Raw genomic sequence first — 21,418 nt, 5'->3', positions numbered from 1 at the left:
GCTCGCGCGCGAGGCGTCAACGCGCCAAACGGCATTTGTTCGCGTTTTGATCTCGCTTCAGGCGTGCAAACCTGCTAGCCTCGCCGGCATGGAATCGTTGATCATGCTGCTTTCGGAGCCCGCCGGCGCGTTTGGACGCACCGTCGTCATCTTCGGCCACGTCCTGCTGGCGGGAGCGGTGGCGCTGCTCGGCGCCGTCCTGCTCGCCTGGCGGCGCGGGGCGCGGCAGAGCGCGGAAGCCGCCGCGCGGGAGGCCGAGCAACAGCGCCTTCTGGCCGACCTGATGAAGGCGCAGGGCGAGATGCAGGGGCGCATGGCCACGCTGGCCGATGTGTTCGGCGCACGCCAGGCCGAACTCAACCAGTCGATCCGCGAACGTCTCGACGGCATGACCAGCCGGATCGGCCAGACCATGAGCGAACAGACGAAATCCACCCATGAGAACCTGGCGAAACTGCAAGAGCGGCTGGCTGTCATCGACACGGCGCAGAGCAATATCCAGTCGCTGGCGGGACAGGTGGTGGAGTTGCAGGCGATCCTTTCCAACAAGCAGACGCGCGGCGCCTTCGGGCAGGCCCGCATGGAAGCCATCATCGCCGATGCACTGCCGGCGGGCGCCTACGAATTCCAGGCCACGCTGGCGAACGGATCACGGCCGGATTGCCTGATCCTGATGCCGAACGGGGCGCCGCCGCTGGCCATCGATGCGAAGTTTCCGCTGGAAGGCTGGAACGCGGTGCGCGCGGCGGAGCATGCCGAAGCGGAAAAACAGGCACGGCAGCGTTTCCGCCGCGACATGGAGGTTCACATCGCAGCCGTTGCCGGGAAATATCTCGTTCCCGGCGAGACACAGGACACGGCCTTCCTTTTCGTGCCATCCGAATCGATCTTCGCCGACATCCACGAGCAATTCGAGACGCTGGTGCAGAAGGCCCACCGCGCCCGGGTGGTGATCGTGTCGCCATCGCTGCTCATGCTCTCGGTGCAGGTGGTGCAATCCGTGCTGAAGGATGCGCGCATGCGTGAGCAGGCGCATCTGATCCAGGGCGAGGTGGCGCATCTGATGAACGACCTGGGCCGGCTGAGTGACCGGGTCATGAAGCTGCAGACCCATTTCGGCCAGGCATCGCGCGACATCGAGCAGATCGTCACGTCCACACAGAAACTGTCGCAGCGCGGCGAGAAGATCGAGGCCCTGGAGTTCGGCCCGTCCGAGCCGGACCGGCGGCAGACGGACCACGGGCGGCTGGCCGGAAGCCGTCCCTCCTCTCCGCACGACGTGCCGCACGAGGACACGCCGAGGCGGCTGCGCCTGCACGTGGTGGACGAGGATTGACCCGGCGCGTCGTGTTGAGCCAAATCAAGAAAAAACCGGCAGGTGCGGTTATTGTGCCGGATAAAGGGCCGTGCAACGGTGTGCGGCATTCAGGAGGTAAGAAGATCCATGGTCGATGTCGCCTATTTCAAGAACAAGCTGCTTGCCCGCCAGGCTGAACTCCGCGAACGTCTTGAGGAAATCGAGCACGATCTGGACGAGCCGGCCAGCGCCGACACGGAAGAACGCGCGACGGAACGCGAAGGCGACGAAGTGCTTGAAAGCCTCGGCAACCAGGGCATGGAGGAACTGCGCCGGATCGAAGCCGCGCTCAATCGCGTCGACAACGGGACCTATGGCGACTGCGTGAAATGCGGCGAGGAAATCTCGCCGGACCGGCTCGAATTGCTGCCGGCCACGCCTTTCTGCCGCAATTGCGCCTGACCGGTCAGCGCCGGACGCGAATCCTGACCGGCTGCATCGCCAGCCGGTCATAGCTGCGCAGGGCGAGGGCCCGGCGCGCCAGTTCGCGCGCTTCTGCCACGAGACCGCTGTGCTTCAACAGCTTGGCCTGCTTGATCATCATGGTTGCAAGTTCATTCAGGCGGCTCGGTCTTTGCATCTTTCATCTCCCTGTGCCCCCGTCCTGTTACGGTGGGTCTTGAAGGGCGGTTTTCCAATTCACGTTCTGTTTACCGTGGTGCACCGGCGAACAGCCGCTTGCCCTGACGGCCCTTGCGCCTATAGTCCCGGTCCAGACGATCGCCAGCACGGGAGGAAAGCATGGGCGCGAACGGTCAACGGATCATCCTGACGGCTTATCCGAAAGGGATGCCCGGTCATGACGAACTGAAACTTCAAGCCCATGACTATCCATCTCCGGGCCAGGGCGAGGTTCTCGTCAAGGTCATCTATCTTTCGCTCGACCCCTACATGCGCGGGCGGATGAGCCCGGCAAAATCCTATGCCGTATCGACAGAGATCGGCGGCGTCGTGACGGCGGAGGCCGTCTGCTCTGTGCTGGAAAGCGGCGATGCCTCGCTTTCGGCCGGCGATATCGTGCTGGCGCGCACCGGCTGGCAGAGCCATGCGGTGATGCCGGCGGATGCCTGCCGCAAGCTCGATCCGTCGGCCGCGCCGATTTCCACCGCGCTCGGCTGCCTCGGCATGCCGGGCTTTACCGCCTATGCCGGGCTCATCGAGCATGGCAAGCCGAAGGCCGGCGAAACCGTTCTCGTCTCGGCGGCCAATGGCGCTGTCGGCCAGCTTGTCGGCCAGATCGCGAAGATCAAGGGCTGCCGGGCCGTCGGCATTGCCGGTTCGGACGAGAAATGCGCCCAGGTGGTGGACGAATTCGGCTTTGACGCCTGCGTGAACTACAAGGAAGCCGACTTTCCCCAGAAGCTGAAAGCCGCCTGTCCGGATGGCGTGGATGTCTATTTCGAGAACGTGGCCGGCGATGTGCTTAAGGCCGTCATCCCGCTGTTCAACCCGTTCGCGCGCATGCCGGTCTGCGGTACCATCGCCTATTACAACCTTTCCGGCCTGCCGGAAGGGGGCGACTACCTGCCCATGTTCATGCGGGCGATTCTCGTCAACCGGCTGACCGTGCGCGGCTTCATCAATTACGATCACGAGGCCGAACATCGCGGTTCCTTCGAGCGCGAGATGGCCGCGTGGGTGCGCGAAGGCCGGATCCGCTACACCGAAGACATCGTGGACGGGCTGGAAAACACCGTCGAGGCCTTCCAGGGCTTGCTGACCGGGCGCAACAAGGGCAAGCTGATCATCCGCGTATCGGAAGATCCGACAGCCTGAGCGCTCAGCGGATTGCGCGGATCAATTCCGCATCGGGAAAGCAGGTCGGCTGGCGTCCGTTCTTCGCCTGCCATGCGCCGATGGATCGCCGGGTCTTGAAACCCGGCAGGCCGTCGGCGCCGCCCACATCGTGGCCCTGGCGTTCGAGCACGCGCTGCATGGCGGCGATGTCGGAGCGCCAGAGCTTGTCGATCTTCCCCCAGCCTTGCGTAAAATCGCCGACATTCCACTCGATGCGGTCGCCGACATGGCCGACGAAAAGGGCGTAGAGGTCGCTCTCGTTGTAGTCCTTCAGGACATAGAAATTCGGCGTGACGATGAAGGCCGGGCCGAGGCGGCCAGCCGGCATCATCAGATAGCCCTCGCCCTTCAGTTCGTGGGCCGGGAAGGGTTTTCCGTTCACGCGGCGGATTCCCATCGCTTCCCATTGCGCAATCGTGCGGCCCTGATCCGGCCCTTCAAGCGTACAGGCCACGGATTGCGGAACCACCACCTCGAAACCCCAGTCGCGGCCTGTCTGCCAGCCATGGTGGCGCAGGTAGCTGGCGATGGATGCCAGCGTGTCGGCCTGCGATCCCCAGATGTCTGCGCGGCCGTCACCGTCGCCGTCGGCGGCGTGTTTCAGGTAGGAGGACGGCATGAATTGCGGCTGGCCGAGCGCGCCGGCCCAGGACGATTTCATGTTGCGCGGCGGCACGCCGTTCTGCGCCATCTGCAGGGCGGCCAGCAATTCGTTGCGGAACATCTCCTTGCGCGTGGACATGAAGGCCTTGGTACCAAGCACCTCGAACGCGTCATGGGGGATCTTCGCCCGCCCGAAGCCGCTCTCGCGCGCCCATATGGCCAGCAGGATGCGGCCGGGCACGCCATAGGCGCTCTCGACACGCTTCAAGGTGGCCGCAAGGCGGGCCTTGTGGTCACGCCCGCCGGCAGCCGCGCCCTGCACTGTCCCGGGATTGAAATATCTCGCCGGAGCGCCGAACTCCGCCTGGCGCTGTTTCCGCGGCGTTTCCGGCCTGGTGCCCGGCGGCACCAGATCGGGCAGTTTCCAGTTCAGCGTCACGCCATCGAAGGCCGCATTGAACGTCGCCGCGCTGACGCCGCGCTGGCGGGCCTGCGGCCACAGGTCATTGGCCAGCCAGTCGCGGAACTGGCGCTCGACAGCCTGCGAGCGGGCCAGCGCCGGGGCCGAAACAAGCAGGACGAGGGCGAATGCGGTGAGAAGATGGCGCATGGAGAGACGGCTCCGGCGTTCAACGGACGATTCGCAACCATCCTACCAGCCGTTGTGGCTTGCGTAAGGCGGGGCGCAAGGCGTTTTCAGAAATTGGTGCGGGCGCGCAAGGCCGCCGCCAGCGTGCCGTCGTCCAGATAGTCCAGCTCGCCGCCCACGGGCACGCCATGGGCCAGCCGCGTCACCTTCACGTCGAAACCGGCCAGGCGGTCGGTGACATAGTGGGCCGTTGTCTGGCCCTCCACCGTGGCATTCACGGCAAGGATGATTTCCGACACGCCGCCAGCCGCCACGCGGTCGACCAGGCCGGCAATGTTGAGATCGTCCGGGCCGATGCCATCGAGCGGCGAGAGCGTGCCGCCCAGCACATGGTAGCGCGCCGCGGTCATGGCACCGGCGCGTTCCAGCGCCCAGAGGTCGGCCACGTCCTCCACCACGATGATGACGGTTCCCTCGCGGCGGGGATCGGTACAGATGTTGCACGGGTCCACCGTGTCGACATTGCCGCAGACCGAGCAGGTGCCGACCTTCGCGTAGGCCTCGGCCATGGCACCGGCAAGAGGCCCCATCAACTGGTCCTTCTTCTTGATCAGATGCAGTGCGGCACGGCGGGCCGAACGCGGCCCCAGGCCCGGCACCTTGGACAGAAGCTGGATCAGTTTCTCGATTTCGGGACCGGCGATTCGCTTGGACATGGGCGAGAGATAGACCGAAAGGGGCGTCTGGACCAGTGCCGATCAGCCGCCATGGGCAGCCAGAAGCGCCTTCAGGTCGGCCAGCGTGTTGATCTCGGAAACCGGCTTGTCGGTGCGCCAGCGGGCCATGCGCGGGAAACGCAGCGCGATACCGGACTTGTGCCTGCTGGAGGCCTGGAGGCCCTCGAAGGCGATTTCAAAAACATGCACCGGTGGCACGGAACGCACGGGGCCGAAGCGCTCCAGCGTGTTGGCGCGCACCCAGCGGCTGATCTCGCGGAACTCCGCATCCGTCAGCCCGGAATAGGCCTTGGTGAAGGGCACCAGATTGCCCTCGTCGTCGGGCACGGCGAAGGTGAAATCGGTGAACAGGTTGGCGCGGCGGCCATGGCCGGCCTGGGCGTAGATCATCACGGCGTCCACGGTGAGCGGGTCGACCTTCCATTTCCACCAGTCGCCCCGCTTGCGCCCGACGTGATAGGGGCTGTCCAGCCGCTTAAGCATCAGCCCCTCGGCGCCACGTTCGCGCGATGTGGCGCGGGCATCGGCAAGCCCGGCCCAGGTGGTGGCCGGCACCGTTGGCGAAAGGCGAAGCGGCGCGGTCGGCGGCAGGTTTCCGATCAGCCGTTCAAGCCGGGCGCGGCGTTCGGCGAAGGGCGTCTGGCGCAGGTCCTGCCCGTCCTGTTCCAGGAGGTCGTAGGCGGTCATGACGACCGGCGTTTCCGCCAGCAGCTTCTTCGAGACGGTCTTGCGGCCGATGCGCGTCTGGAGCGCCTGAAACGGCAGGACCGCATCGTCGCGCCAGGCCATGATCTCGCCGTCGATCACCGTGCCGTCGGGCAGGCAATCCAGTGTGGCGGCAAGTTCGGGAAAGCGGTCTGTCACCAGTTCCTCGCCGCGTGACCAGACGAAAAGCTGTCCCTCTCGGCGCACCAGTTGCCCGCGGATGCCGTCCCATTTCCATTCTGCCAGCCAGTCGGAGACAGGGCCGAGACTGCCCGGTTCTGCCTCCAGCGGATGAGCCAGGCAGAACGGATAGGGCCGGGAGGTGGCGACCTCGTTGTCGCCGGACAGGACGAGACGGTCGAACGTGGTGGTGTCGGGCGACCAGTCGCCCATGATGCGATGGGCAAGCGCGGTCTCCTCGATGCCGGTGGCCGCGGCGAGCGCGCGGGTCATCAGCTTCTGCGAGACGCCCATGCGGAAGCCGCCGGTTATCAGCTTGTTGAACAGGAAGCGGCCGGTCCGGTCGAGCCGGTTCCAGGCCGACAGAATGGCGGCCTTGCGGGTTTCGTCATCGGCGTCGCGCAGTGCCCGCGTCTCGTTGATCCAGAAGGTCAGGCTTTCGTCGCTGGTCTCTTGCGGCTCGGGCAGGACGAGGGCGATGGTCTCGGCCAGGTCGCCGACAACCGGATAGGCCTCCTCGAACAGCCAGAGCGGGATGCCGGCGCGCCCGGCGGCCCATTCACGCAGATTGGTCGCGGTGACCGCGCGACGCGGGCGGCGGCCCGAGAGAAGGGCGATGGTCCACAGCCGGTCGTCCTCCGGTGCCTCGCGGAAGTACGCCGCCAGCGCGGCAACCCTGGCATTGGTGCCGGTGGTCTGGTCGAGCGCGGTGAAAAGGGCGGCGAAGCGGTTCATGCGCCCTCCCCCGCCTCGTCACCGCCCGGTGCGGTGTCCAGGCTCTCGCCCTCATATTCGGTGGAGACGACATGGGCATCATAGCCGCGTGATTGCAGCCATTTGCGGAACGGTCCGGTATAGCCATGGGTGACGAAGACGCGTTCGGCGCCCGTCGCGGCAACGGCTTCGTTGAGGCCGTGCCAGTCGGCATGATCGCTCATCACGAAGCCACGGTCGGCGGCCCGCCTGCGGCGCACGCCGCGCAGCGCCATCCAGCCCGACGCATAGCTGCGCGAGACAGGCCCGAAGCGGCGCATCCAGTTTCCCTCCATGGCCGAGGGTGGAGCGATGACAAGGCCACCAGCGAAGGCGGCGCGGGCAACGTCCGGTGTCACTTGCGTCGTGGGCGGCAGGTCCACGCCCTGTTCGCGCAGGACCGAATTCATGTTCTCGACCGCGCCATGGGTGAAAACCGGGCCGATGGACAGGTCGAGGCTCGTCAGCACGCGCTGCGCCTTTCCCAGCGAATAGGCGCCGATGACCGCCACCTTGCCGGCGTCCCGGCAGGCGCGCCACCAGGCGTTGAGTTCGCCGGCCAGTTCGGCCTGGCTGGTCCAGTTGAAGACGGGCAGGCCGAAGGTGCATTCGGTGATGAAGGCGTGGCAGGGCACCGGCTCGAAAGGCTCCGACAGGCCGTCCTCTTCGACCTTGTAATCGCCAGAGACGACCCAGATCTGGCCACCGACCTCGACCCGGATCTGTGCCGATCCCGGCACATGGCCTGCCGGATGGAAGCTGACTGAGGCATCGCCGATCGTCAGGGTCCTGCCATAGTCCACGGTTTGCGGCGTGACGCCGAGGCGCCGTTCAATGACGGGCGCGGCGGGCGCGGTACACAGATAGCTTTCATGGCCCCAGCGGGCATGGTCGGCATGGCCATGGGTGATGAGCGCGCGCTTCACCGGACGCCACGGGTCAATGAAGAAATCGCCGGCAGGGCAATAGATGCCCTTGTCGGTAAAGGTCAGCACATCGCGCATTCGGTCCTCGTCATCGACGATCATATAGGCAATTGGCAGAGGTTTTCATCCATTGGGAGGATGGCGAATCGCGCTTCAGCCATTAAGAAATGAGACAAGTTGGAAGCATCGGTAAGCCGGGAGACGAGACCATGAACGATATCGTGATACGGCGAGCCGGTGCCGATGACCGGGAAGCGCTCGAAGCATTGATCGCGGATTGTTATTCGGCGGTCTATCCGGGCTGGTACAGCGACGACATCCTGACCGACGCCCTGCCGGCCATGCTGCGCATCGATCCGGCGCTGCTCGCATCCGGCCATTACTTCGCGGCCCATATCGGCGGACGCGTGGCCGGTTGCGGCGGCTGGAGCAAGGCGACACCGGGAACCGGGCGGCTGGACGATGCCAGCGGCCATATCCGCCATTTCGCCACCCATCCCGATCTCATGCGCAGCGGCGTGGGCGGCGCCATCCTGTCGACATGTCTCGCGGAGGCCAGGCGCGACGGCTTGCGCAAGCTGATGTGCTTTTCCTCGCGGCCGGCGGAGAAATTCTACGCCCGCCACGGCTTTCACCGGCTGGAAGACGTGGCGGTGATGCTGGCAAGCGACACCGCCTTTCCCGCCGTTCTCATGGAAAAGCAGCTCGGCTAGCGGGCCGGAAACACGATCTACATCGCCGCGAAAGGCTCCCGGCGCGGCCGGCGCAAAAGCGTGTAGAGCCCGGAAGCGAGGATCAGCACTGCGCCCGCAAGGGTGATCCGGTCAAAGCTTTCGCCGAACACGGCGATGCCGAGCGCGATGCCGAACAGCAGGCGCGTGTAGCGGAATGGCGTGACCACCGACACCTCGCCCATGCGCATGGCGGCAGTCAGGCTCCAATATGCGGTGACACCAAACAGGGACGCGGCGGCGAGAAAGCCGATGACCGGCGGGGACGGCCGGACCGGCGCACCGGTGAACGGAAGAAGGATGAGGCCTGCCACGGTGAGGGCTGCAAAGCCATGGGCACCCAGTTGCGGATTGGACAACACCTTTGGCGCGGCGCGCGAGGCAAGGTCGCGGCCGGCAAAGCCGAACATGCCGATCACTGTCCACAATGCGGCCGGCACAAAGCCCTCCATGCCGGGACGCAGCACGATCAGCACGCCCATGAAGCCGATGCCGACGGCCAGCCAGCGGCGCAGGCCCACCTTTTCGCCAAAGAGAACAGCGGCGCCCGCCACGACGACCAGCGGCGTTGCCTGAAGAATGGCCGAGGCATTGGACAACGGCGTCAGCGCGATTCCGAGCGTATAGCCAAGACGCCCGACCACCTCGAGCACCGCCTTGAGGAGAAGCGTGCGACCCAGCATGGCCCCGTGCCACGGGCGCTGGCCGCGCATGGCGGCAATCGCGGAAAACGCGATCATGCCCGCCAGACCGAACAGGATGAGGATTTGCCCGACGGGCAAGGACTGCGCGGCGCGCTTGATGAACATGTCCTCGACGGCGAAGCACGCCATCGCGAAAACCATCAGCATCGCACCGCGCAGATTTTCCTGCGCAAGCGTCATGATCCACGCCTCCGGAAGAGGCCGGGTTCAACCGGCGAGTGATTGCAACAAGGCGCAGCCCGTGGGCCGGCCCGGATCAGAACGGCAGTTTCATGCCGGGCGGGATCGGCAGGCCGGCGGTCAGTTCCTGGGTTTTTTCGGCCATCACCTGCTCCACCTTGGCCTTGGCCTCGTTGTGGGCCGCCAGGATCAGGTCCTCAAGGATTTCCACATCGTCTTCCCTGAAAAGCGAGGGGTCGATCTTCAGACCGCGCATCTCACCCTTGCCGCTCAGCGTCACGGTGACAAGACCGCCACCGGACTGGCCGTCAGCGGTGATGCTGGCCATTTCCTCCTGCAGCGCCTGCATCCTGGCCTGCATTTCCTTGGCCTTGCTCATCAGGCCCATCAGATCTTTCATCGTCTCTCTCCCGCGTTCGGGTCCGTGTCAAAGAATGTCGTCGTCATCGTCGTCGGGCAAGGCCTCGACCGGCATGCCCTCAGCGCCGGGCACCTCTTCGGGTGCGGCCGGCAGGCGGACATCGATGACCCTGGCGCCCGGGAACTTCTGCAGGATCGCGGCCACGGCCGGATCCTTGCTTGCATCGGAAAACAGCGTTTCGCGCGTTTCCTCCTCGATCTCGGCAATGGTGCGTCCGCCCTCTTCCTGACTGAGCGAGACCATCCAGTTGCGCCCGGTCCACAGTTTCAGGCGCTGGGCCAGATCGGTGAGAATCGACCGGTCGGCATTGGGTGTCAGCGAGACGGACAGGTGGCCCGGCGCCAGCGAGACGAGACGAATGCTGTTGCGTACGCCGATCTTGATGCGCAGGTCGCGATGCTGGTCGGCCAGCGCGACGATGTCCTCCAGCGATCGCACCGGGACGGCATCGGCGGCCGCCGTCTCCGCTTCGGGCGCCGGTGCAGCGCGCATGGCCGGCGTCTCGGCCGGCCGGCTTTCCACCAGACGCATGGCAGGGCCGGAAACCGGCTGCGCGGACCGTGCGGAGCGGCCATAGGCCGTCGCGGCCTGGCCCTGGCGTGACGCAGGCGCACCCTGCCCGCCCGCGCCACCGCCTGCCGAAGGCGCGCCGGCCGGTGGGGCACCCGCGCCGGCATCGCCGCCGCTCCGCTCGCCGAGCGCGCGGATGGCCTCGTCCAGCGTGGGAAGGTCGGCGGCATGGGCGATGCGGATCAGCACCATCTCGGCGGCCGCATAGGGCCGGGCCGCGCCCTGAACCTCGTGGATACCCTTGAGCAGCATCTGCCAGGTGCGCGAGAGCACCCGCACCGAGAGATTCTGCGAAAAATCAAGCCCGCGCGTGCGTTCGTCCTGGCTGAGCGAGGCATCGTCGGCGGCTTCCGGCACGAAACGAAGCCGGGTGACCAGATGGGTGAAGGCCGCCAGATCCGTCAGCACGACGGCAGGATCGGCACCGGCGTCATACTGGTTCTTCAACTCTCCCAGCGCGCCGGGCAGGTCGCCCCTCATCAGCATCTCGAACAGGTCGATGACGCGGGCATTGTCGGCAAGGCCGAGCATGGAACGCACGGCCTGCGCGGTGACATGGCCGGAGCCATGGGCAATGGCCTGATCGAGAATGGACAGCGAATCGCGCACCGAGCCTTCCGCCGCGCGCGCCATCATGGACAGGGCGTCGGCCTCGACCGACACCTCCTCCAGCTCGGCAATGCGGGCGAGATGGCGCGTCAGCGCCTCGGCGTCGACACGGCGCAGGTCGAAGCGCTGGCAGCGCGAAAGAACGGTGACCGGCACCTTGCGGATCTCCGTGGTGGCGAAGATGAACTTCACATGCGGCGGCGGCTCTTCCAGCGTCTTCAGCAGGCCGTTGAAAGCCTGGTTCGACAGCATGTGAACCTCGTCGATGATGAAGACCTTGTAGCGGGCCACCGAGGGCATGTAGCGCACCTGCTCGATGATCTCGCGGATGTCGCCGATACCGGTATGGGAGGCTGCGTCCATCTCGATCACGTCGACATGGCGGCCTTCCATGATCGCCTGGCAATGCTCGCCGGGCACCGACAGGTCGATGGAGGGCCGGTCGACACTCTCCGTATGGTAATTCAGGGCACGGGCCAGGATGCGTGCCGTCGTCGTCTTGCCGACCCCGCGCACGCCGGTCAGCATCCATGCCTGGGCGATGCGGCCCGAATGGAACGCGTTGGTGAGCGTGCGCACCATCGGCTCCTGACCGATCAGGTCGGTGAAATCGCGCGGGCGGTATTTGCGGGCGAGCACCCGGTAGGGTGTCTGCTGTCCGCCGGACTGGTCGCTCATGGTTCGGGTCTGGTCTCCGTTCCCGGCGATACTTGCAGGGGGGCGCGGCGCGGTCAATGCGAAGACGGCACAGCGACGGGGAAAGGCGGGAGGCTGGCGCGGTGACCCGCGCCATGGCTCGTTAGGGCTGCTTCCTTCCGGACCTGACCCGGTTGGCGAGTGGCTCGTCCACCACCAGCCTCCCGCTGCCCATATCGGTTCTTTTGACCGCGAATGCAAGCGCCATGGACGTGATTTCGGACGAAGGCACAGGATGAAAGGGTAAAAATGACAAGACATCCGCGAAAACTTGAGTCAGGATTGTTCTTTCATGACAGTCGGAACGCCAGGAACGGACGGAAGAGGGATGTTGCCACGGGTGAAAGCCGGATTTGAGCTCGACAGACGACTGGAAGCCGACACGCATCCGATCCTGTGGCTGGGCCTTTGCGAATTGCGTCTGATGAATGACAGCCGCTGGCCCTGGCTGATCCTCATTCCGCAACGGCCGGACATCCACGAATTGCACGAGCTGACGCCGCTGGACCAGGCCATGCTGACCTTCGAGACCAATCTCGTGGCCGGCGCACTCAAGGACATCACCGGCTGCGACAAGATCAATGCCGGGGCGCTTGGCAATATCGTGAGGCAACTCCACTGGCATATCGTGGCCCGCAACGAGGGCGACGCGAACTGGCCCGGCCCGGTCTGGGGCCATGGCGAACGCCAGCCGTGGCGAAAGGAAGATCGCCACCAGTTCGTTTCACGGCTGAAAGAAGCCGTCTCGGCGGCCTGATCGCATCCACATGACGCACGGGCCGCTGCGCCCTTCCCGAAGGATACCCAAACATGCCCTTTCCGTTTTTCGACGCGCCAGCCGAAGAACCGTCCATGCGCGTCGGCTTCGCCGGCAACCGGCTCGACCGGCAGTCGGAGCACCGCTCCGAAGATTGCGTGGAGAAGGCGCTCGACGACCCCTCCGCCCGGCTGTTCGTCGCCCGCGCAGGACGGCTCTACATGACCGCGGAAGGGGAAGGCCTTCGCGGCCTGCACGATGTGGGCGGGGCGCAGGGCCTGGGTGCCCGGCTCGGACAGGCCATCCTGCTGGGATATGACGAGGGACACCCGGTGCTGGCCGCGCCGTCATCACTCGATCCGGACTCACTTCCCGCTTCGGTCAAGGCCATCGACTACCGCTCGCTCTACATGCAGCAATTGCTGACCCGGGAAACGGAAGCCGCGCTGGCCCAGGGCGCGGCTTTGCTGGCCTGGCACGCGGCCAACCGGTTCTGCGGACGGTGCGGCGAGAAGACCGCCATGGGCGGCGGCGGCGTCAAGCGCGTCTGCCCGGGATGCAAGGCGGAGGTGTTTCCGCGCACCGATCCGGTGGCGATCATGCTCGCCCTCGATGGCGAGCGGTGCGTTCTTGGGCGCAGCCCGCATTTCCCGCCCGGCATGTATTCATGCCTGGCCGGGTTCATCGAGCCGGGCGAGAGCATCGAGGAGGCGGTGCGCCGCGAGACGCTGGAGGAATCGGGAATTTCGATCGGCCGCGTGGCCTATCACGCCAGCCAGCCCTGGCCGTTTCCCCATTCGCTGATGATCGGCTGCTATGGCGAGGCCACGAGCTTCGAGATCGATCCCGACAGAACCGAACTGGAGGATTGCCGGTGGTTCTCGCGCGACGAGGTGCGCGAGATGCTGAAGCGGGCGCCGGGCAACCCGGACCTGCCGGCCATTCCGCCCTCACGCGCCATCGCCCACCGGCTGATTTCCGACTGGGTGGCGGCCGGCTGACAGGGCCGCTTCATGCCGACGGCATGTCGACCTCACGCCATGCGGCCTCGGCAAAGCTGTAGAGACAGAACAGGATCAGCCCGACGCCCAGGCCGGCCAGAACGGGGCCGCCCCAGGGCAGGCTGCCAGTCCACGAAAGCACGGTCTCGGTGTCGGGGATCGAGGCGGAGCCATAGTCGAGCCGGCGCGCCCAGAGCAGAAAGGCAATGGTTGCGAAGACGGCGCCGCGCGCGGTCAATCCGCCAATGGCAACCAGGTCAACCAAATTGCTGTAGCGCGGCGGCGGATGCACGTATTTCGCATGGCCCGCGGTGACCGCCTTCCAGACATGCGCGACGGCAATCCCGGCGAAGACAAGCGACAGAATGATCGTTCCGCCCCAGGAACCGGTGAGGGCGACCAACCAGGCGACGGCCGGGTTGCGGTCGCCTTCCCCCGATCCCGCTTCCGCCAGACCGGCCAGACCCAGCGCAGAGAGCGCCAGCGCACCATAGCTGAGCGCACTGGCAAACAGGCCGGCGCGAACCACGAGCCCGCGCCATGCCAGGCCCAGATCATCGGCATCGAGCACCGATTGCATCAGCCGCCAGCCGGCATGCGACATCAGCCCGGCAGCCAGGACAAGCAGAAGAAGGGGACCGGCGCTCCCGGTCATCAGCGTGAGCAAGGCGCCACGGGTTCCGGTTTCCTCGGCCGCGCCGAAGGAGGCCAGCAGCGCAAGGCCGCCGATCAGGAGATAGACCACGCCCCGGGACGCATAGCCCCAGCGGGCGAGGAGCCGCAGCCATTTGCGCGGTTTCGGCCGAGCCATCATGGCGTCACCCCACCCGTCCGCCAGCCTGCCGGCGTCGTGCCTCGCGCATGCCGGCGATGCCGAAGACAACGCACAGCCAGGCAAAGCCCAAGGCCCACCCGGCCAGGACATCGCTGGGCCAATGCACACCGAGATAGATGCGGCTGAGGCCGACAAGGGCGGCCAGCAGCAGCGACACGGCGACAAGATAGATGCGCACGGCACGGACCGGAACACGGGCAGCCAGCACCAGCGCCAGCGTGAGCCAGGTGGCAAGCGATACGGTGGCATGGGAACTGGGGAAACTCACGGCCACGATGGTGGGGTCGAGATGGGCGACAATATCGGGTCGCGGCCGCGCGAAGACCTGTTTCAGCCCCGAACTGAGAACCGATGCCCCGGAAACCGAAGCGGCCACGAGGGTGGCTGAAGTCCGGTCCTCCATGATGACGAGGACCACGATGACATTGAGGACCGCGAAGACGATGACGGGATATCCGCCCAGCACGGTCATGGAGCGGACGGTGTCCTCGAACCAGGCCGGGCCGAGCGCATCGGTCAGATCATCGGCCGAGCGCAGGCTTTCCAGGACCAGGATATCGAGGCCGGCGGTGAGATCCAGTTCGACCAGCACGGCAAGGATGCAGAACAGGGTGGCGCCGGCAACGAAACCGGTGCTCCAGAATGCCCTCCGGCCGGCAAGCCGTCCATCCATCGCGTGCTCCATGGATGATGAACGGCGCGGCCTGCGCATGGTTCCTGCCGATGCCTCAGCGTCCGTCCGCTTCTTCCGCCTGGGTGGCGCGGAAGGGATGGGCCTCATAGACACCGAGCACGCGGACATCGCGGGAGAAGAAGGCCAGTTCCTCAAGCGCCAGCTTGACGTTGGCGTCATCGGGATGGCCCTCGATGTCGGCATAGAACTGGGTGGCGAAGAACTTGCCGCCGGTCTGGTAGCTTTCCAGCTTGGTCATGTTGACGCCGTTGGTGGCGAAACCGCCCATGGCCTTGTAGAGCGCGGCGGGAATGTTGCGCACCCGGAAGACGAAGGTGGTCATCATCGCCTCGTCGCCGACGCGCGCCGGTATCACCTTGTCGCGTGACAGAACGACAAAGCGGGTGACGTTGTTCTCCTGGTCCTCGACATCGGATGCAATGATCTTCAGGCCGTAGAGATCGGCCGCCAGGCGCGGCGCGAGCGCGGCCTGCGCCTTGTCGCCCAGATCGCGCACGAGACGGGCAGCGCCTGCAGTATCGCCCGCCACGAGCGGTTTCCAGCGATGCTTGCGGATGATCTTGCGGCACTGGCCGAGCGCATGGATGTGGCTGTGCACGGCCTTGATGTCGGCGATGTCGGCATCCGGCAGCACCATGAGCTGGAAGTGGATCGGCAGGAAATACTCGCCGACGACATGCAGCCGGCTTTCAGGCAGAAGATGATGGATGTCCGCGACGCGCCCCGCGATCGTGTTCTCGATCGGGATCATGGCGAGATCGGCCTTGCCGCTTTCCACGGCCACGAAGGCATCCTCGAAGGTGGGGCACGGCATGGGCTCCATGGCGGGGAACATGTCGCGGCAGGCGGTATCCGAGTTCGCGCCGGGTTCGCCCTGGAAGGCGATGTTGTTTGTCTTGGCGGCCATGGTGTCTTCCTTCAGCCCAGCATCCGGCGGGCGCGTTCGAGATCCTCGGGCGTATCCACGCCCAAAGGCACGGTGTCAACGATTTCGGCGTCAATGCGCATGCCCGCCTCCAGCGCACGCAACTGCTCAAGCCTCTCGCGCTGTTCAAGAACCGAAGCGGCAAGCGAGACGAAGCGCGCCAAGGCCGCACGGCGGTAGGCGTAAAGACCGATATGGTGGTAGAGCGGTCCCTCGCCCCAGGGCGCGGTGGCGCGGGTGAAATAAAGCGCGCGCAATCGTGTCGGCGAGACCGGCGTGCCGACCACCTTGACCACATTGGGATTGCCGCGCTCTTCCGCCCGCGTGATTTCCGCGGTGAGCGTGGCGATGTCCACCGCCGCATCGTCCAGCGGCTTCAGCGCGGCGCGCACGGTTTGCGGATCGATCGTGGGAAGGTCGCCCTGGAGATTGACGACGACGTCATGCCCCCCTTGCGGGTCGAGCGTTTGCAGCGCCTCGAAAATGCGGTCCGAGCCGGACTGGTGATGCATGCCGGTCATCACCGCCTCGAAGCCTGCATCGCGCACGCCCTCGAAGACATCGGCACTGTCGGTCGCCACCACGACACGGCCGCAATCGGCCTCGGCGGCCCGCCTGGCGACCTGGACGATCATCGGAGCGCCAGCGATATCGGCAAGCGGTTTGCCCGGCAGGCGCGTGGAGGCCATGCGGGCGGGAATCAGGACAATGGGGTTCATGAAGGCGTCACCCGCGAAAAGTGGCAAAAAGTCTCAGTGGGAGGCTCTTTATATGTGTTGCAACGAAGGTGCAAAAGACATAGGTTCCGCGCGACCAAAAACCGGCCCGCCGGTCGAGGGATAGGTGTGCCCGCACGTCATGGTGAATTCCGCGGCAGGAGGGCAATGCGGCGGGAAAGCATGCAGGAGCCTCTGGGACATGGACTCGTTTGAACTCAACAAATTCATCGGCGCGACGCTGGGCACCGTTTTCGTGGTGTTCTCGCTGGCCATCGCCTCGGATGCGATCTTCGCGACTCACGCGCCGGAAACGCCGGGTTTCGCGATCGAGGTTGCCGAAGGCGCCGGCGGCGCAGCGCCCGAAGCCCCGGCCGATACCGGACCGGAACCGGTTGCACCGCTGCTGGCGAGCGCGGACACGGGCGCTGGCGAAAGCGTGTTCAAGAAGTGCGCAGCCTGCCACACCGTGGAACAGGGCGGCGCCAACAAGGTCGGCCCGAATCTGTGGGACATCGTCGGCCGCCCGGTGGCCAGCCATGAGGGCTTCTCCTATTCAGCCGCCATGCAGGAATATTCCCAGGGCCAGTCGGTCAACTGGGAATACAAGAACCTCAACGCCTTTCTGGCCGCGCCGAAGAAGTATATCAGCGGCACCGCAATGGGCTTTGCCGGCCTGAAGAAGGTGGAGGACCGCGCCAACCTGATCGCCTGGCTGCGCGAGCAGGCCGACAACCCGCTGCCGCTTCCCGCCGAGGGTGACGCCGCAGCGGCCGAAGGTGACGCCGCAGCAGCTCCGGCCGAAGGCGAAACCGCAGCCGCGCCGGCGGAGGGCGAAGCAGCCCAGACCGAAGGTCAGGCCCAGTAAGCCTGTCTCACGACGATTTGAAGAAAGCCGGCCTTCGCGCCGGCTTTTTTTAATGCTCCTGTCATGTTGCTGGCCGCCAGCGCCCTTTCATTCGCCACAAAAAGCCATAGGTTACAAATCGTGAGCGGCACGGCTCGCAGCGGTGCCGCCTGGCCGGTTCGTAGCGTTTGCCTGGTCGCGATCTGCACGCGCAACCGGTTTCCACTTTCGCCGGACCTGCTCTGGCCATGGCATGAAAGGACACTCTCAACGATGGCGCTTCCCGATCTCGTCCTGACCCGTCGAAGCCTTCTCCTTTCCGCGGCCCTGTCGCCATTGGTGTTCGGCCGGGCGGCAGCCGTGGAAGTTCCCATCGAAAACCCGTCACTGCCCGATGCCACGGCGCGCGAGGCCGAGGCCTGGCACCATGCAACGTCGTTGACCGGAACGCCCCGCTATCCTGCCGGCTTTGCCCATTTCGACTACGTCAACCCGGATGCACCCAAGGGCGGGCGGGCGCGGCTGGCCTCGCTCGGGTCCTTCGACAGTTTCAATCCCGTTCCGCCGAAGGGCGAGGTGGCCACAGGTCTCGGACTTGTGTTCGAGACATTGATGACGACCAGCCTGGACGAGCTGAACATCTCGGCCGAATATGGACTGCTGGCCGAAGCCATCCGCTATCCGGCCGATTTCTCCTGGGTTTCCTTCCGCATGAATCCGAAGGCGCGCTGGCATGACGGCGAGCCGGTGACGGCGGAAGACGCGATCTGGAGTTTCGAGAAACAGGTGGAATTGAACCCGCAGGTCCGCTTCTACTACCGCAACGTGGTGGGGGCGCAGAAGACCGGCGACAACGAGGTGACCTTCTTCTTCAATGTGAGCGGCAACCGCGAATTGCCGCACATCATGGGCCAGCTCATGGTGGTCGCGAAACACTGGTGGGAGGGTACAGGGCCGGACGGAACCGCCCGCGACATTTCACGCAGCACGATCGAGCCGCCGCTTGGTTCCGGTCCCTACCGGATCGGCCGGGTGGATCCGGGACGCTCGGTCACCTTCGAGCGCGTCGAGGACTATTGGGGCGCCGATATCCCCACCAATGTCGGCCAGAACAATTTCGACGCGGTGGAATACGAGTACTACCGGGACGGCGCGGTCATCGTGGAGGCGCTGAAGGCGGACGCCTATGACTTCCGGCTGGAGAATTCCGCCAAGAACTGGGTGACGGCCTATGATCCTTCGATCTTTCCCGGCCGCGCGGCCGGCCATGTGAAGCTGCTCGCCTATCCCGACAGGGCGTCGGGGTCGATGCAGGCTTTCGTGCCGAACCAGCGCCGGAAGCAGTTCCAGGACTGGCGGGTGCGGCGCGCGCTGAATTATGCCTTCGACTTCGAAACCACGAACCGGACGGTTCTTTTCGATCTCTACCTGCGCAATGACAGCTATTTCGCCGGCACCGAACTGGCCTCCAGCGGGCTTCCGGAGGGCCGGGAACTGGAAATCCTCGAAAAGTACCGCGACCTGCTGCCCGAAACCGTCTTCACCGAGCCCTATGTCAATCCGGAGGCCGGCAGCGACGCAAAGCTGCGCGCCAACCTGCGCGAAGCGGTGCGCCTGCTGCGCGAGGCCGGCTACGAATTGCGGGATCGCAAGATGGTTCATTCCGAAACCGGCGCGCCCTTCACCTTCGAAATCCTCGACATTTCCGGGCGCGATTTCGGTAAGATCGTGCTGCCTTATGTGGAAAACCTGCGCAAGATCGGCATCGAGGCCACCTATCGGGAAATCGAAACCTCGGCCTTCATCAACCGGTGGCGCAGTTTCGACTATGACATGATCATATCGAACTGGGGGCAGAGCCTTTCGCCGGGCAACGAGCAACGCAACTACTGGGGTTCTGAATCGAAGGACCGGACCGGTTCGCGCAATTATGCCGGCATTGCCGACGAGGGGATCGACCGGCTGATCGACGAGATCATCTTCTCCAGGAACCGCGACGACCTGGTGGCCGCCACGCGGGCGCTGGACCGGGCGCTGCTGCACCATCACTACGTCGTGCCGCAATGGTATTACCCGTTCGACAGGATCGTCTACTGGGACCGTTTCGGCCATCCCGATCCGCTGCCGGAATACAATCACGGCTTCCCGACCGTCTGGTGGTGGGACGAGGAAAAGGCTGCACGCACCGGCAAGCAGGGCTGACCCCATGATGCAGGACCAGACCCGCCGGCAATTCCTGACGCTTGCCGGATCCGCCGCGCTTCTGCCGCTGACCGGGCTTCCCGGCCTTGCAGCCCTGCCCGCCGAAACGCCGCTGCACGGGCTCTCGGCATTCGGCGAACTGAAATACGGCCCGGCTTTCACCCATTTCGCCTATGCAAACCTCGCGGCGCCGAAGGGCGGCACGTTCAATTTCTCGCCCCCCAACTGGGCCTTCAACCAGGGTGCCCAGACCTTCGACACGCTGAACAGCTTTACCTTTCGCGGCAATGCGCCGATGCGGATGGAATTGTGCTTCGATGCACTGATGACGCGCGCGCTGGACGAACCGGACGCAATCTACGGGCTGCTGGCCGAAAGCGTGACGATTTCCCCGGATCGCAAGACCTACCGCTTCCTTCTGCGCGAGAACGCGCGGTTCCATGACGGTTCGCCGGTCACGGCGCAGGACGTCGCCTTCTCTTACCAAACGTTCAAGACACCTCAGGCGCATCCGTCACTCAGCCAGCCGCTGCGCGAACTCAACGACGCCGTGGCGGTGGACGAGCGCACGGTCGATCTCGTCTTCTCCGGCCAGCATTCCGACCGCACCATCCTGACAGCGGCCACCTTTCCCATTCTCCAGAAAGCGTTCCTCGAGGGTTTCGCCTTCGACCAGACGAAGATGACGCCGCTGATGTCATCCGGCCCGTTCCGTGTGGCCGAGGCGCAGGCCGGACTGTTCATCGAATATAAGCGGATGGCGGACTACTGGGGCCGTGACCTGCCCGTCATGCGCGGGCAATTCCATTTCGACCGGATCCGCATCGACTACTACCGTGACCGGCAGGCCGGGTTCGAGGCCTTCAAGAAGGGAATCACCCTGTTCCGGCAGGAATTCACGTCCAAGACCTGGGCCACGGAATATGATTTCCCGGCCATCACGGAAGGCAAGGTCATCAAACGCACCTTCCCGCGCGAGAAATACGCCACGATGCAGGGCTGGGCGATCAACCGGCGGCGGCCGCACCTGGCAGACCGCCGCATGTCACAGGCCATCAACCTGTGTTTCGATTTCCAGTGGACCCGCGAAAAGCTGTTCTACGGCTCCTACGAGCGGTCGCAGTCGTTGTTTTCCGGCTCCGATTTCGTGGCCAGCGGGCCGCCCTCGCCGGAAGAACTGGAATTGCTGGAGCCATGGCGCGGCAGCCTGCCGGACACGGTGTTCGGCGAACCGGTGACCATGCCGGTTTCGGATGGCTCGGGACGCGACCGGCGGCTGTTGTCACAGGCTGCCCGCCTGCTCAACGAGATGGGATACCGCCGCGGCGGCAACGGCATGCTGGCCGATGACAAGGGCGTGGCGCTGACCCTGGAAATCCTGGTGCGTGACGCGACCTTCGTGCGCGTCCTGCAGCCTTTCATCGAAAACCTTCGCGCCGTGGGCATCGACGCGTCCTCGCGGCTGGTGGATGCCTCGCAATTCGAGACGCGGCTGCGCGACTATGAATTCGACATGGTGGGCATCGCGCTCAACCACGGCGCCACGCCGACCCGCGAAGGCCTGGCGCTGATCTTCTCTTCGGAAGCGGCGGCAGCAGCGGGCACGCGCAATCTGCCGGGAACGGCGGACCCGGCCGTCGATGCGCTGATCGACACGGTCGGCAGGGCGGAAACGCGCGAGGCCATGACGATTGCCATGCGCGCGCTCGACCGGGTCTTGCGCGCGCGGCTAGACTGGATTCCAAATTGGCATGCGGCGAATCACCGGGCAGCCTTCTGGGACATGTTCGGTTACGCCGAACCGAAGCCCGACTACGGCTTTTCGCCGGAACGGCTCTGGTGGGTGGATGAAGAAAAGGCAAGGGCGATTGGCAAGGCCTGAC

General features: G+C 65.3%; 22 protein-coding genes and 1 other RNA gene. 9 read left to right on the top strand and 14 right to left on the bottom strand.

The features are described 5' to 3' along the window. The first annotated feature begins 88 nt into the window (after positions 1-88). Together R3D65_RS08665 and R3D65_RS08660 are read left to right on the top strand one after the other, a co-directional pair. Positions 89-1,336 carry a DNA recombination protein RmuC gene (locus R3D65_RS08665; protein ID WP_371274815.1) on the top strand — a complete coding sequence of 416 codons (1,248 nt, stop codon included), beginning with the start codon at positions 89-91 and terminating at the stop codon, positions 1,334-1,336. Between the two features lie 108 nt (positions 1,337-1,444). Next, entirely contained in the window at positions 1,445-1,759 is a 315-nt protein-coding gene (locus tag R3D65_RS08660; protein ID WP_371274814.1) for a TraR/DksA family transcriptional regulator, read from the top strand. Positions 1,760-1,763: 4 nt separating this feature from the next. Here R3D65_RS08660 and R3D65_RS08655 read toward each other — a convergent pair whose 3' ends face one another. Beyond that, positions 1,764-1,937 (bottom strand): hypothetical protein, encoded by a 174-nt coding sequence (locus R3D65_RS08655; protein WP_371274813.1) that lies wholly within the window; start codon positions 1,935-1,937, stop codon positions 1,764-1,766. Between the two features lie 161 nt (positions 1,938-2,098). Here R3D65_RS08655 and R3D65_RS08650 point away from each other — a divergent pair, with 161 nt between their 5' ends. After that, positions 2,099-3,133, top strand: coding sequence for an NADP-dependent oxidoreductase (locus R3D65_RS08650; RefSeq protein WP_371274812.1), 1,035 nt, complete (start codon positions 2,099-2,101; stop codon positions 3,131-3,133). 4 nt (positions 3,134-3,137) lie between these two features. Here the strand turns inward: R3D65_RS08650 and R3D65_RS08645 are convergent, their stop codons facing one another. From R3D65_RS08645 to R3D65_RS08630, 4 genes are all read right to left on the bottom strand, one after another. After that, the gene (locus tag R3D65_RS08645) at positions 3,138-4,367 is read right to left on the bottom strand and encodes a lytic murein transglycosylase (protein WP_371274811.1); all 1,230 of its coding nucleotides are present in this window, start codon (positions 4,365-4,367) and stop codon (positions 3,138-3,140) included. Between the two features lie 86 nt (positions 4,368-4,453). Further along, entirely contained in the window at positions 4,454-5,062 is a 609-nt protein-coding gene (recR, locus tag R3D65_RS08640) for a recombination mediator RecR (RefSeq protein ID WP_371274810.1), read from the bottom strand. 42 nt (positions 5,063-5,104) lie between these two features. Continuing rightward, positions 5,105-6,703, bottom strand: a complete 1,599-nt coding sequence (locus R3D65_RS08635; protein WP_371274809.1) for an ATP-dependent DNA ligase — start codon at positions 6,701-6,703, stop codon at positions 5,105-5,107. Next, entirely contained in the window at positions 6,700-7,725 is a 1,026-nt protein-coding gene (locus R3D65_RS08630) for a ligase-associated DNA damage response exonuclease (protein ID WP_371274808.1), read from the bottom strand. The genes R3D65_RS08635 and R3D65_RS08630 overlap by 4 nt, the downstream gene beginning before the upstream one ends. A 131-nt stretch (positions 7,726-7,856) precedes the next feature. On the opposite strand from R3D65_RS08630, the gene R3D65_RS08625 reads away from it, so the two are divergent. Continuing rightward, positions 7,857-8,360: a GNAT family N-acetyltransferase gene (locus R3D65_RS08625; protein ID WP_371274807.1), complete on the top strand. Its 504-nt coding sequence runs from the start codon at positions 7,857-7,859 to the stop codon at positions 8,358-8,360. A 17-nt stretch (positions 8,361-8,377) separates the two neighbouring features. Here R3D65_RS08625 and R3D65_RS08620 read toward each other — a convergent pair whose 3' ends face one another. The 4 genes from R3D65_RS08620 to ffs all read right to left on the bottom strand — a co-directional run bounded on the left by R3D65_RS08620 (position 8,378) and on the right by ffs (position 11,723). After that, positions 8,378-9,262 carry a DMT family transporter gene (locus R3D65_RS08620; protein ID WP_371274806.1) on the bottom strand — a complete coding sequence of 295 codons (885 nt, stop codon included), beginning with the start codon at positions 9,260-9,262 and terminating at the stop codon, positions 8,378-8,380. A gap of 76 nt (positions 9,263-9,338) precedes the next feature. Then, the gene (locus R3D65_RS08615) at positions 9,339-9,662 is read right to left on the bottom strand and encodes a YbaB/EbfC family nucleoid-associated protein (RefSeq protein WP_371274805.1); all 324 of its coding nucleotides are present in this window, start codon (positions 9,660-9,662) and stop codon (positions 9,339-9,341) included. Between the two features lie 27 nt (positions 9,663-9,689). Beyond that, entirely contained in the window at positions 9,690-11,540 is a 1,851-nt protein-coding gene (locus R3D65_RS08610; protein WP_371274804.1) for a DNA polymerase III subunit gamma/tau, read from the bottom strand. Between the two features lie 85 nt (positions 11,541-11,625). Beyond that, positions 11,626-11,723, bottom strand: an RNA gene (gene ffs, locus R3D65_RS08605) — signal recognition particle sRNA small type. A gap of 163 nt (positions 11,724-11,886) precedes the next feature. On the opposite strand from ffs, the gene R3D65_RS08600 reads away from it, so the two are divergent. Together R3D65_RS08600 and nudC are read left to right on the top strand one after the other, a co-directional pair. Continuing rightward, positions 11,887-12,315 carry an HIT domain-containing protein gene (locus R3D65_RS08600; protein ID WP_371274803.1) on the top strand — a complete coding sequence of 143 codons (429 nt, stop codon included), beginning with the start codon at positions 11,887-11,889 and terminating at the stop codon, positions 12,313-12,315. 53 nt (positions 12,316-12,368) lie between these two features. Next, positions 12,369-13,316: an NAD(+) diphosphatase gene (gene nudC, locus R3D65_RS08595; protein ID WP_371274802.1), complete on the top strand. Its 948-nt coding sequence runs from the start codon at positions 12,369-12,371 to the stop codon at positions 13,314-13,316. A 10-nt stretch (positions 13,317-13,326) separates the two neighbouring features. Here nudC and R3D65_RS08590 read toward each other — a convergent pair whose 3' ends face one another. From R3D65_RS08590 to R3D65_RS08575, 4 genes are read right to left on the bottom strand one after another with little or no spacing between them, the layout of a single operon-like run. Beyond that, on the bottom strand, positions 13,327-14,127 hold the full coding sequence (locus R3D65_RS08590) for a DUF1206 domain-containing protein (protein ID WP_371274801.1): 801 nt from the start codon (positions 14,125-14,127) through the stop codon (positions 13,327-13,329). Between the two features lie 7 nt (positions 14,128-14,134). Beyond that, a complete protein-coding gene (locus tag R3D65_RS08585) occupies positions 14,135-14,824 on the bottom strand; it encodes a phosphatase PAP2 family protein (RefSeq protein WP_371274800.1) in 690 nt (229 codons plus the stop codon). Positions 14,825-14,879: 55 nt separating this feature from the next. After that, positions 14,880-15,752 (bottom strand): prephenate dehydratase, encoded by an 873-nt coding sequence (locus R3D65_RS08580; RefSeq protein WP_371274799.1) that lies wholly within the window; start codon positions 15,750-15,752, stop codon positions 14,880-14,882. 11 nt (positions 15,753-15,763) lie between these two features. Further along, positions 15,764-16,489: a 3-deoxy-manno-octulosonate cytidylyltransferase gene (locus R3D65_RS08575; protein ID WP_371274798.1), complete on the bottom strand. Its 726-nt coding sequence runs from the start codon at positions 16,487-16,489 to the stop codon at positions 15,764-15,766. Between the two features lie 199 nt (positions 16,490-16,688). Between R3D65_RS08575 and R3D65_RS08570 the strand changes: the two genes are divergently transcribed. Further along, positions 16,689-17,354, top strand: coding sequence for a c-type cytochrome (locus R3D65_RS08570; RefSeq protein WP_371274797.1), 666 nt, complete (start codon positions 16,689-16,691; stop codon positions 17,352-17,354). Here R3D65_RS08570 and R3D65_RS08565 read toward each other — a convergent pair. Further along, positions 17,342-17,542 carry a hypothetical protein gene (locus R3D65_RS08565; RefSeq protein ID WP_371274796.1) on the bottom strand — a complete coding sequence of 67 codons (201 nt, stop codon included), beginning with the start codon at positions 17,540-17,542 and terminating at the stop codon, positions 17,342-17,344. The two genes, R3D65_RS08570 and R3D65_RS08565, sit on opposite strands and share 13 nt — an antisense overlap. Positions 17,543-17,606: 64 nt before the next feature. Here R3D65_RS08565 and R3D65_RS08560 point away from each other — a divergent pair, with 64 nt between their 5' ends. Continuing rightward, complete coding sequence (locus R3D65_RS08560) at positions 17,607-19,535, top strand: extracellular solute-binding protein (RefSeq protein WP_371274795.1); 1,929 nt, start codon at positions 17,607-17,609, stop codon at positions 19,533-19,535. A gap of 4 nt (positions 19,536-19,539) precedes the next feature. Continuing rightward, positions 19,540-21,417 carry an extracellular solute-binding protein gene (locus tag R3D65_RS08555; RefSeq protein WP_371274794.1) on the top strand — a complete coding sequence of 626 codons (1,878 nt, stop codon included), beginning with the start codon at positions 19,540-19,542 and terminating at the stop codon, positions 21,415-21,417. Position 21,418: the final 1 nt, after the last annotated feature.

Source organism: Zhengella sp. (assembly GCF_041397485.1).
Taxonomy (GTDB): Bacteria; Pseudomonadota; Alphaproteobacteria; order Rhizobiales; family Rhizobiaceae; genus Zhengella.
Note: the sequence above shows the minus strand (reverse complement) of the source record. Positions and strands in the feature narration are given on the sequence as shown.

Coding starts and splice junctions, on each gene's coding strand:
- recR (WP_371274810.1), bottom strand. CDS start 5,062: ATGTCCAAGCGAATCGCCGGTCCCGAAATCGAGAAACTGATCCAGCTT.
- R3D65_RS08570 (WP_371274797.1), top strand. CDS start 16,689: ATGGACTCGTTTGAACTCAACAAATTCATCGGCGCGACGCTGGGCACC.
- R3D65_RS08560 (WP_371274795.1), top strand. CDS start 17,607: ATGGCGCTTCCCGATCTCGTCCTGACCCGTCGAAGCCTTCTCCTTTCC.
- R3D65_RS08620 (WP_371274806.1), bottom strand. CDS start 9,262: ATGACGCTTGCGCAGGAAAATCTGCGCGGTGCGATGCTGATGGTTTTC.
- R3D65_RS08580 (WP_371274799.1), bottom strand. CDS start 15,752: ATGGCCGCCAAGACAAACAACATCGCCTTCCAGGGCGAACCCGGCGCG.
- R3D65_RS08585 (WP_371274800.1), bottom strand. CDS start 14,824: ATGGATGGACGGCTTGCCGGCCGGAGGGCATTCTGGAGCACCGGTTTC.
- R3D65_RS08630 (WP_371274808.1), bottom strand. CDS start 7,725: ATGCGCGATGTGCTGACCTTTACCGACAAGGGCATCTATTGCCCTGCC.
- R3D65_RS08655 (WP_371274813.1), bottom strand. CDS start 1,937: ATGCAAAGACCGAGCCGCCTGAATGAACTTGCAACCATGATGATCAAG.
- R3D65_RS08660 (WP_371274814.1), top strand. CDS start 1,445: ATGGTCGATGTCGCCTATTTCAAGAACAAGCTGCTTGCCCGCCAGGCT.
- R3D65_RS08575 (WP_371274798.1), bottom strand. CDS start 16,489: ATGAACCCCATTGTCCTGATTCCCGCCCGCATGGCCTCCACGCGCCTG.
- R3D65_RS08615 (WP_371274805.1), bottom strand. CDS start 9,662: ATGAAAGATCTGATGGGCCTGATGAGCAAGGCCAAGGAAATGCAGGCC.
- nudC (WP_371274802.1), top strand. CDS start 12,369: ATGCCCTTTCCGTTTTTCGACGCGCCAGCCGAAGAACCGTCCATGCGC.
- R3D65_RS08645 (WP_371274811.1), bottom strand. CDS start 4,367: ATGCGCCATCTTCTCACCGCATTCGCCCTCGTCCTGCTTGTTTCGGCC.
- R3D65_RS08650 (WP_371274812.1), top strand. CDS start 2,099: ATGGGCGCGAACGGTCAACGGATCATCCTGACGGCTTATCCGAAAGGG.
- R3D65_RS08665 (WP_371274815.1), top strand. CDS start 89: ATGGAATCGTTGATCATGCTGCTTTCGGAGCCCGCCGGCGCGTTTGGA.
- R3D65_RS08600 (WP_371274803.1), top strand. CDS start 11,887: ATGTTGCCACGGGTGAAAGCCGGATTTGAGCTCGACAGACGACTGGAA.
- R3D65_RS08555 (WP_371274794.1), top strand. CDS start 19,540: ATGATGCAGGACCAGACCCGCCGGCAATTCCTGACGCTTGCCGGATCC.
- R3D65_RS08590 (WP_371274801.1), bottom strand. CDS start 14,127: ATGGCTCGGCCGAAACCGCGCAAATGGCTGCGGCTCCTCGCCCGCTGG.
- R3D65_RS08610 (WP_371274804.1), bottom strand. CDS start 11,540: ATGAGCGACCAGTCCGGCGGACAGCAGACACCCTACCGGGTGCTCGCC.
- R3D65_RS08635 (WP_371274809.1), bottom strand. CDS start 6,703: ATGAACCGCTTCGCCGCCCTTTTCACCGCGCTCGACCAGACCACCGGC.
- R3D65_RS08625 (WP_371274807.1), top strand. CDS start 7,857: ATGAACGATATCGTGATACGGCGAGCCGGTGCCGATGACCGGGAAGCG.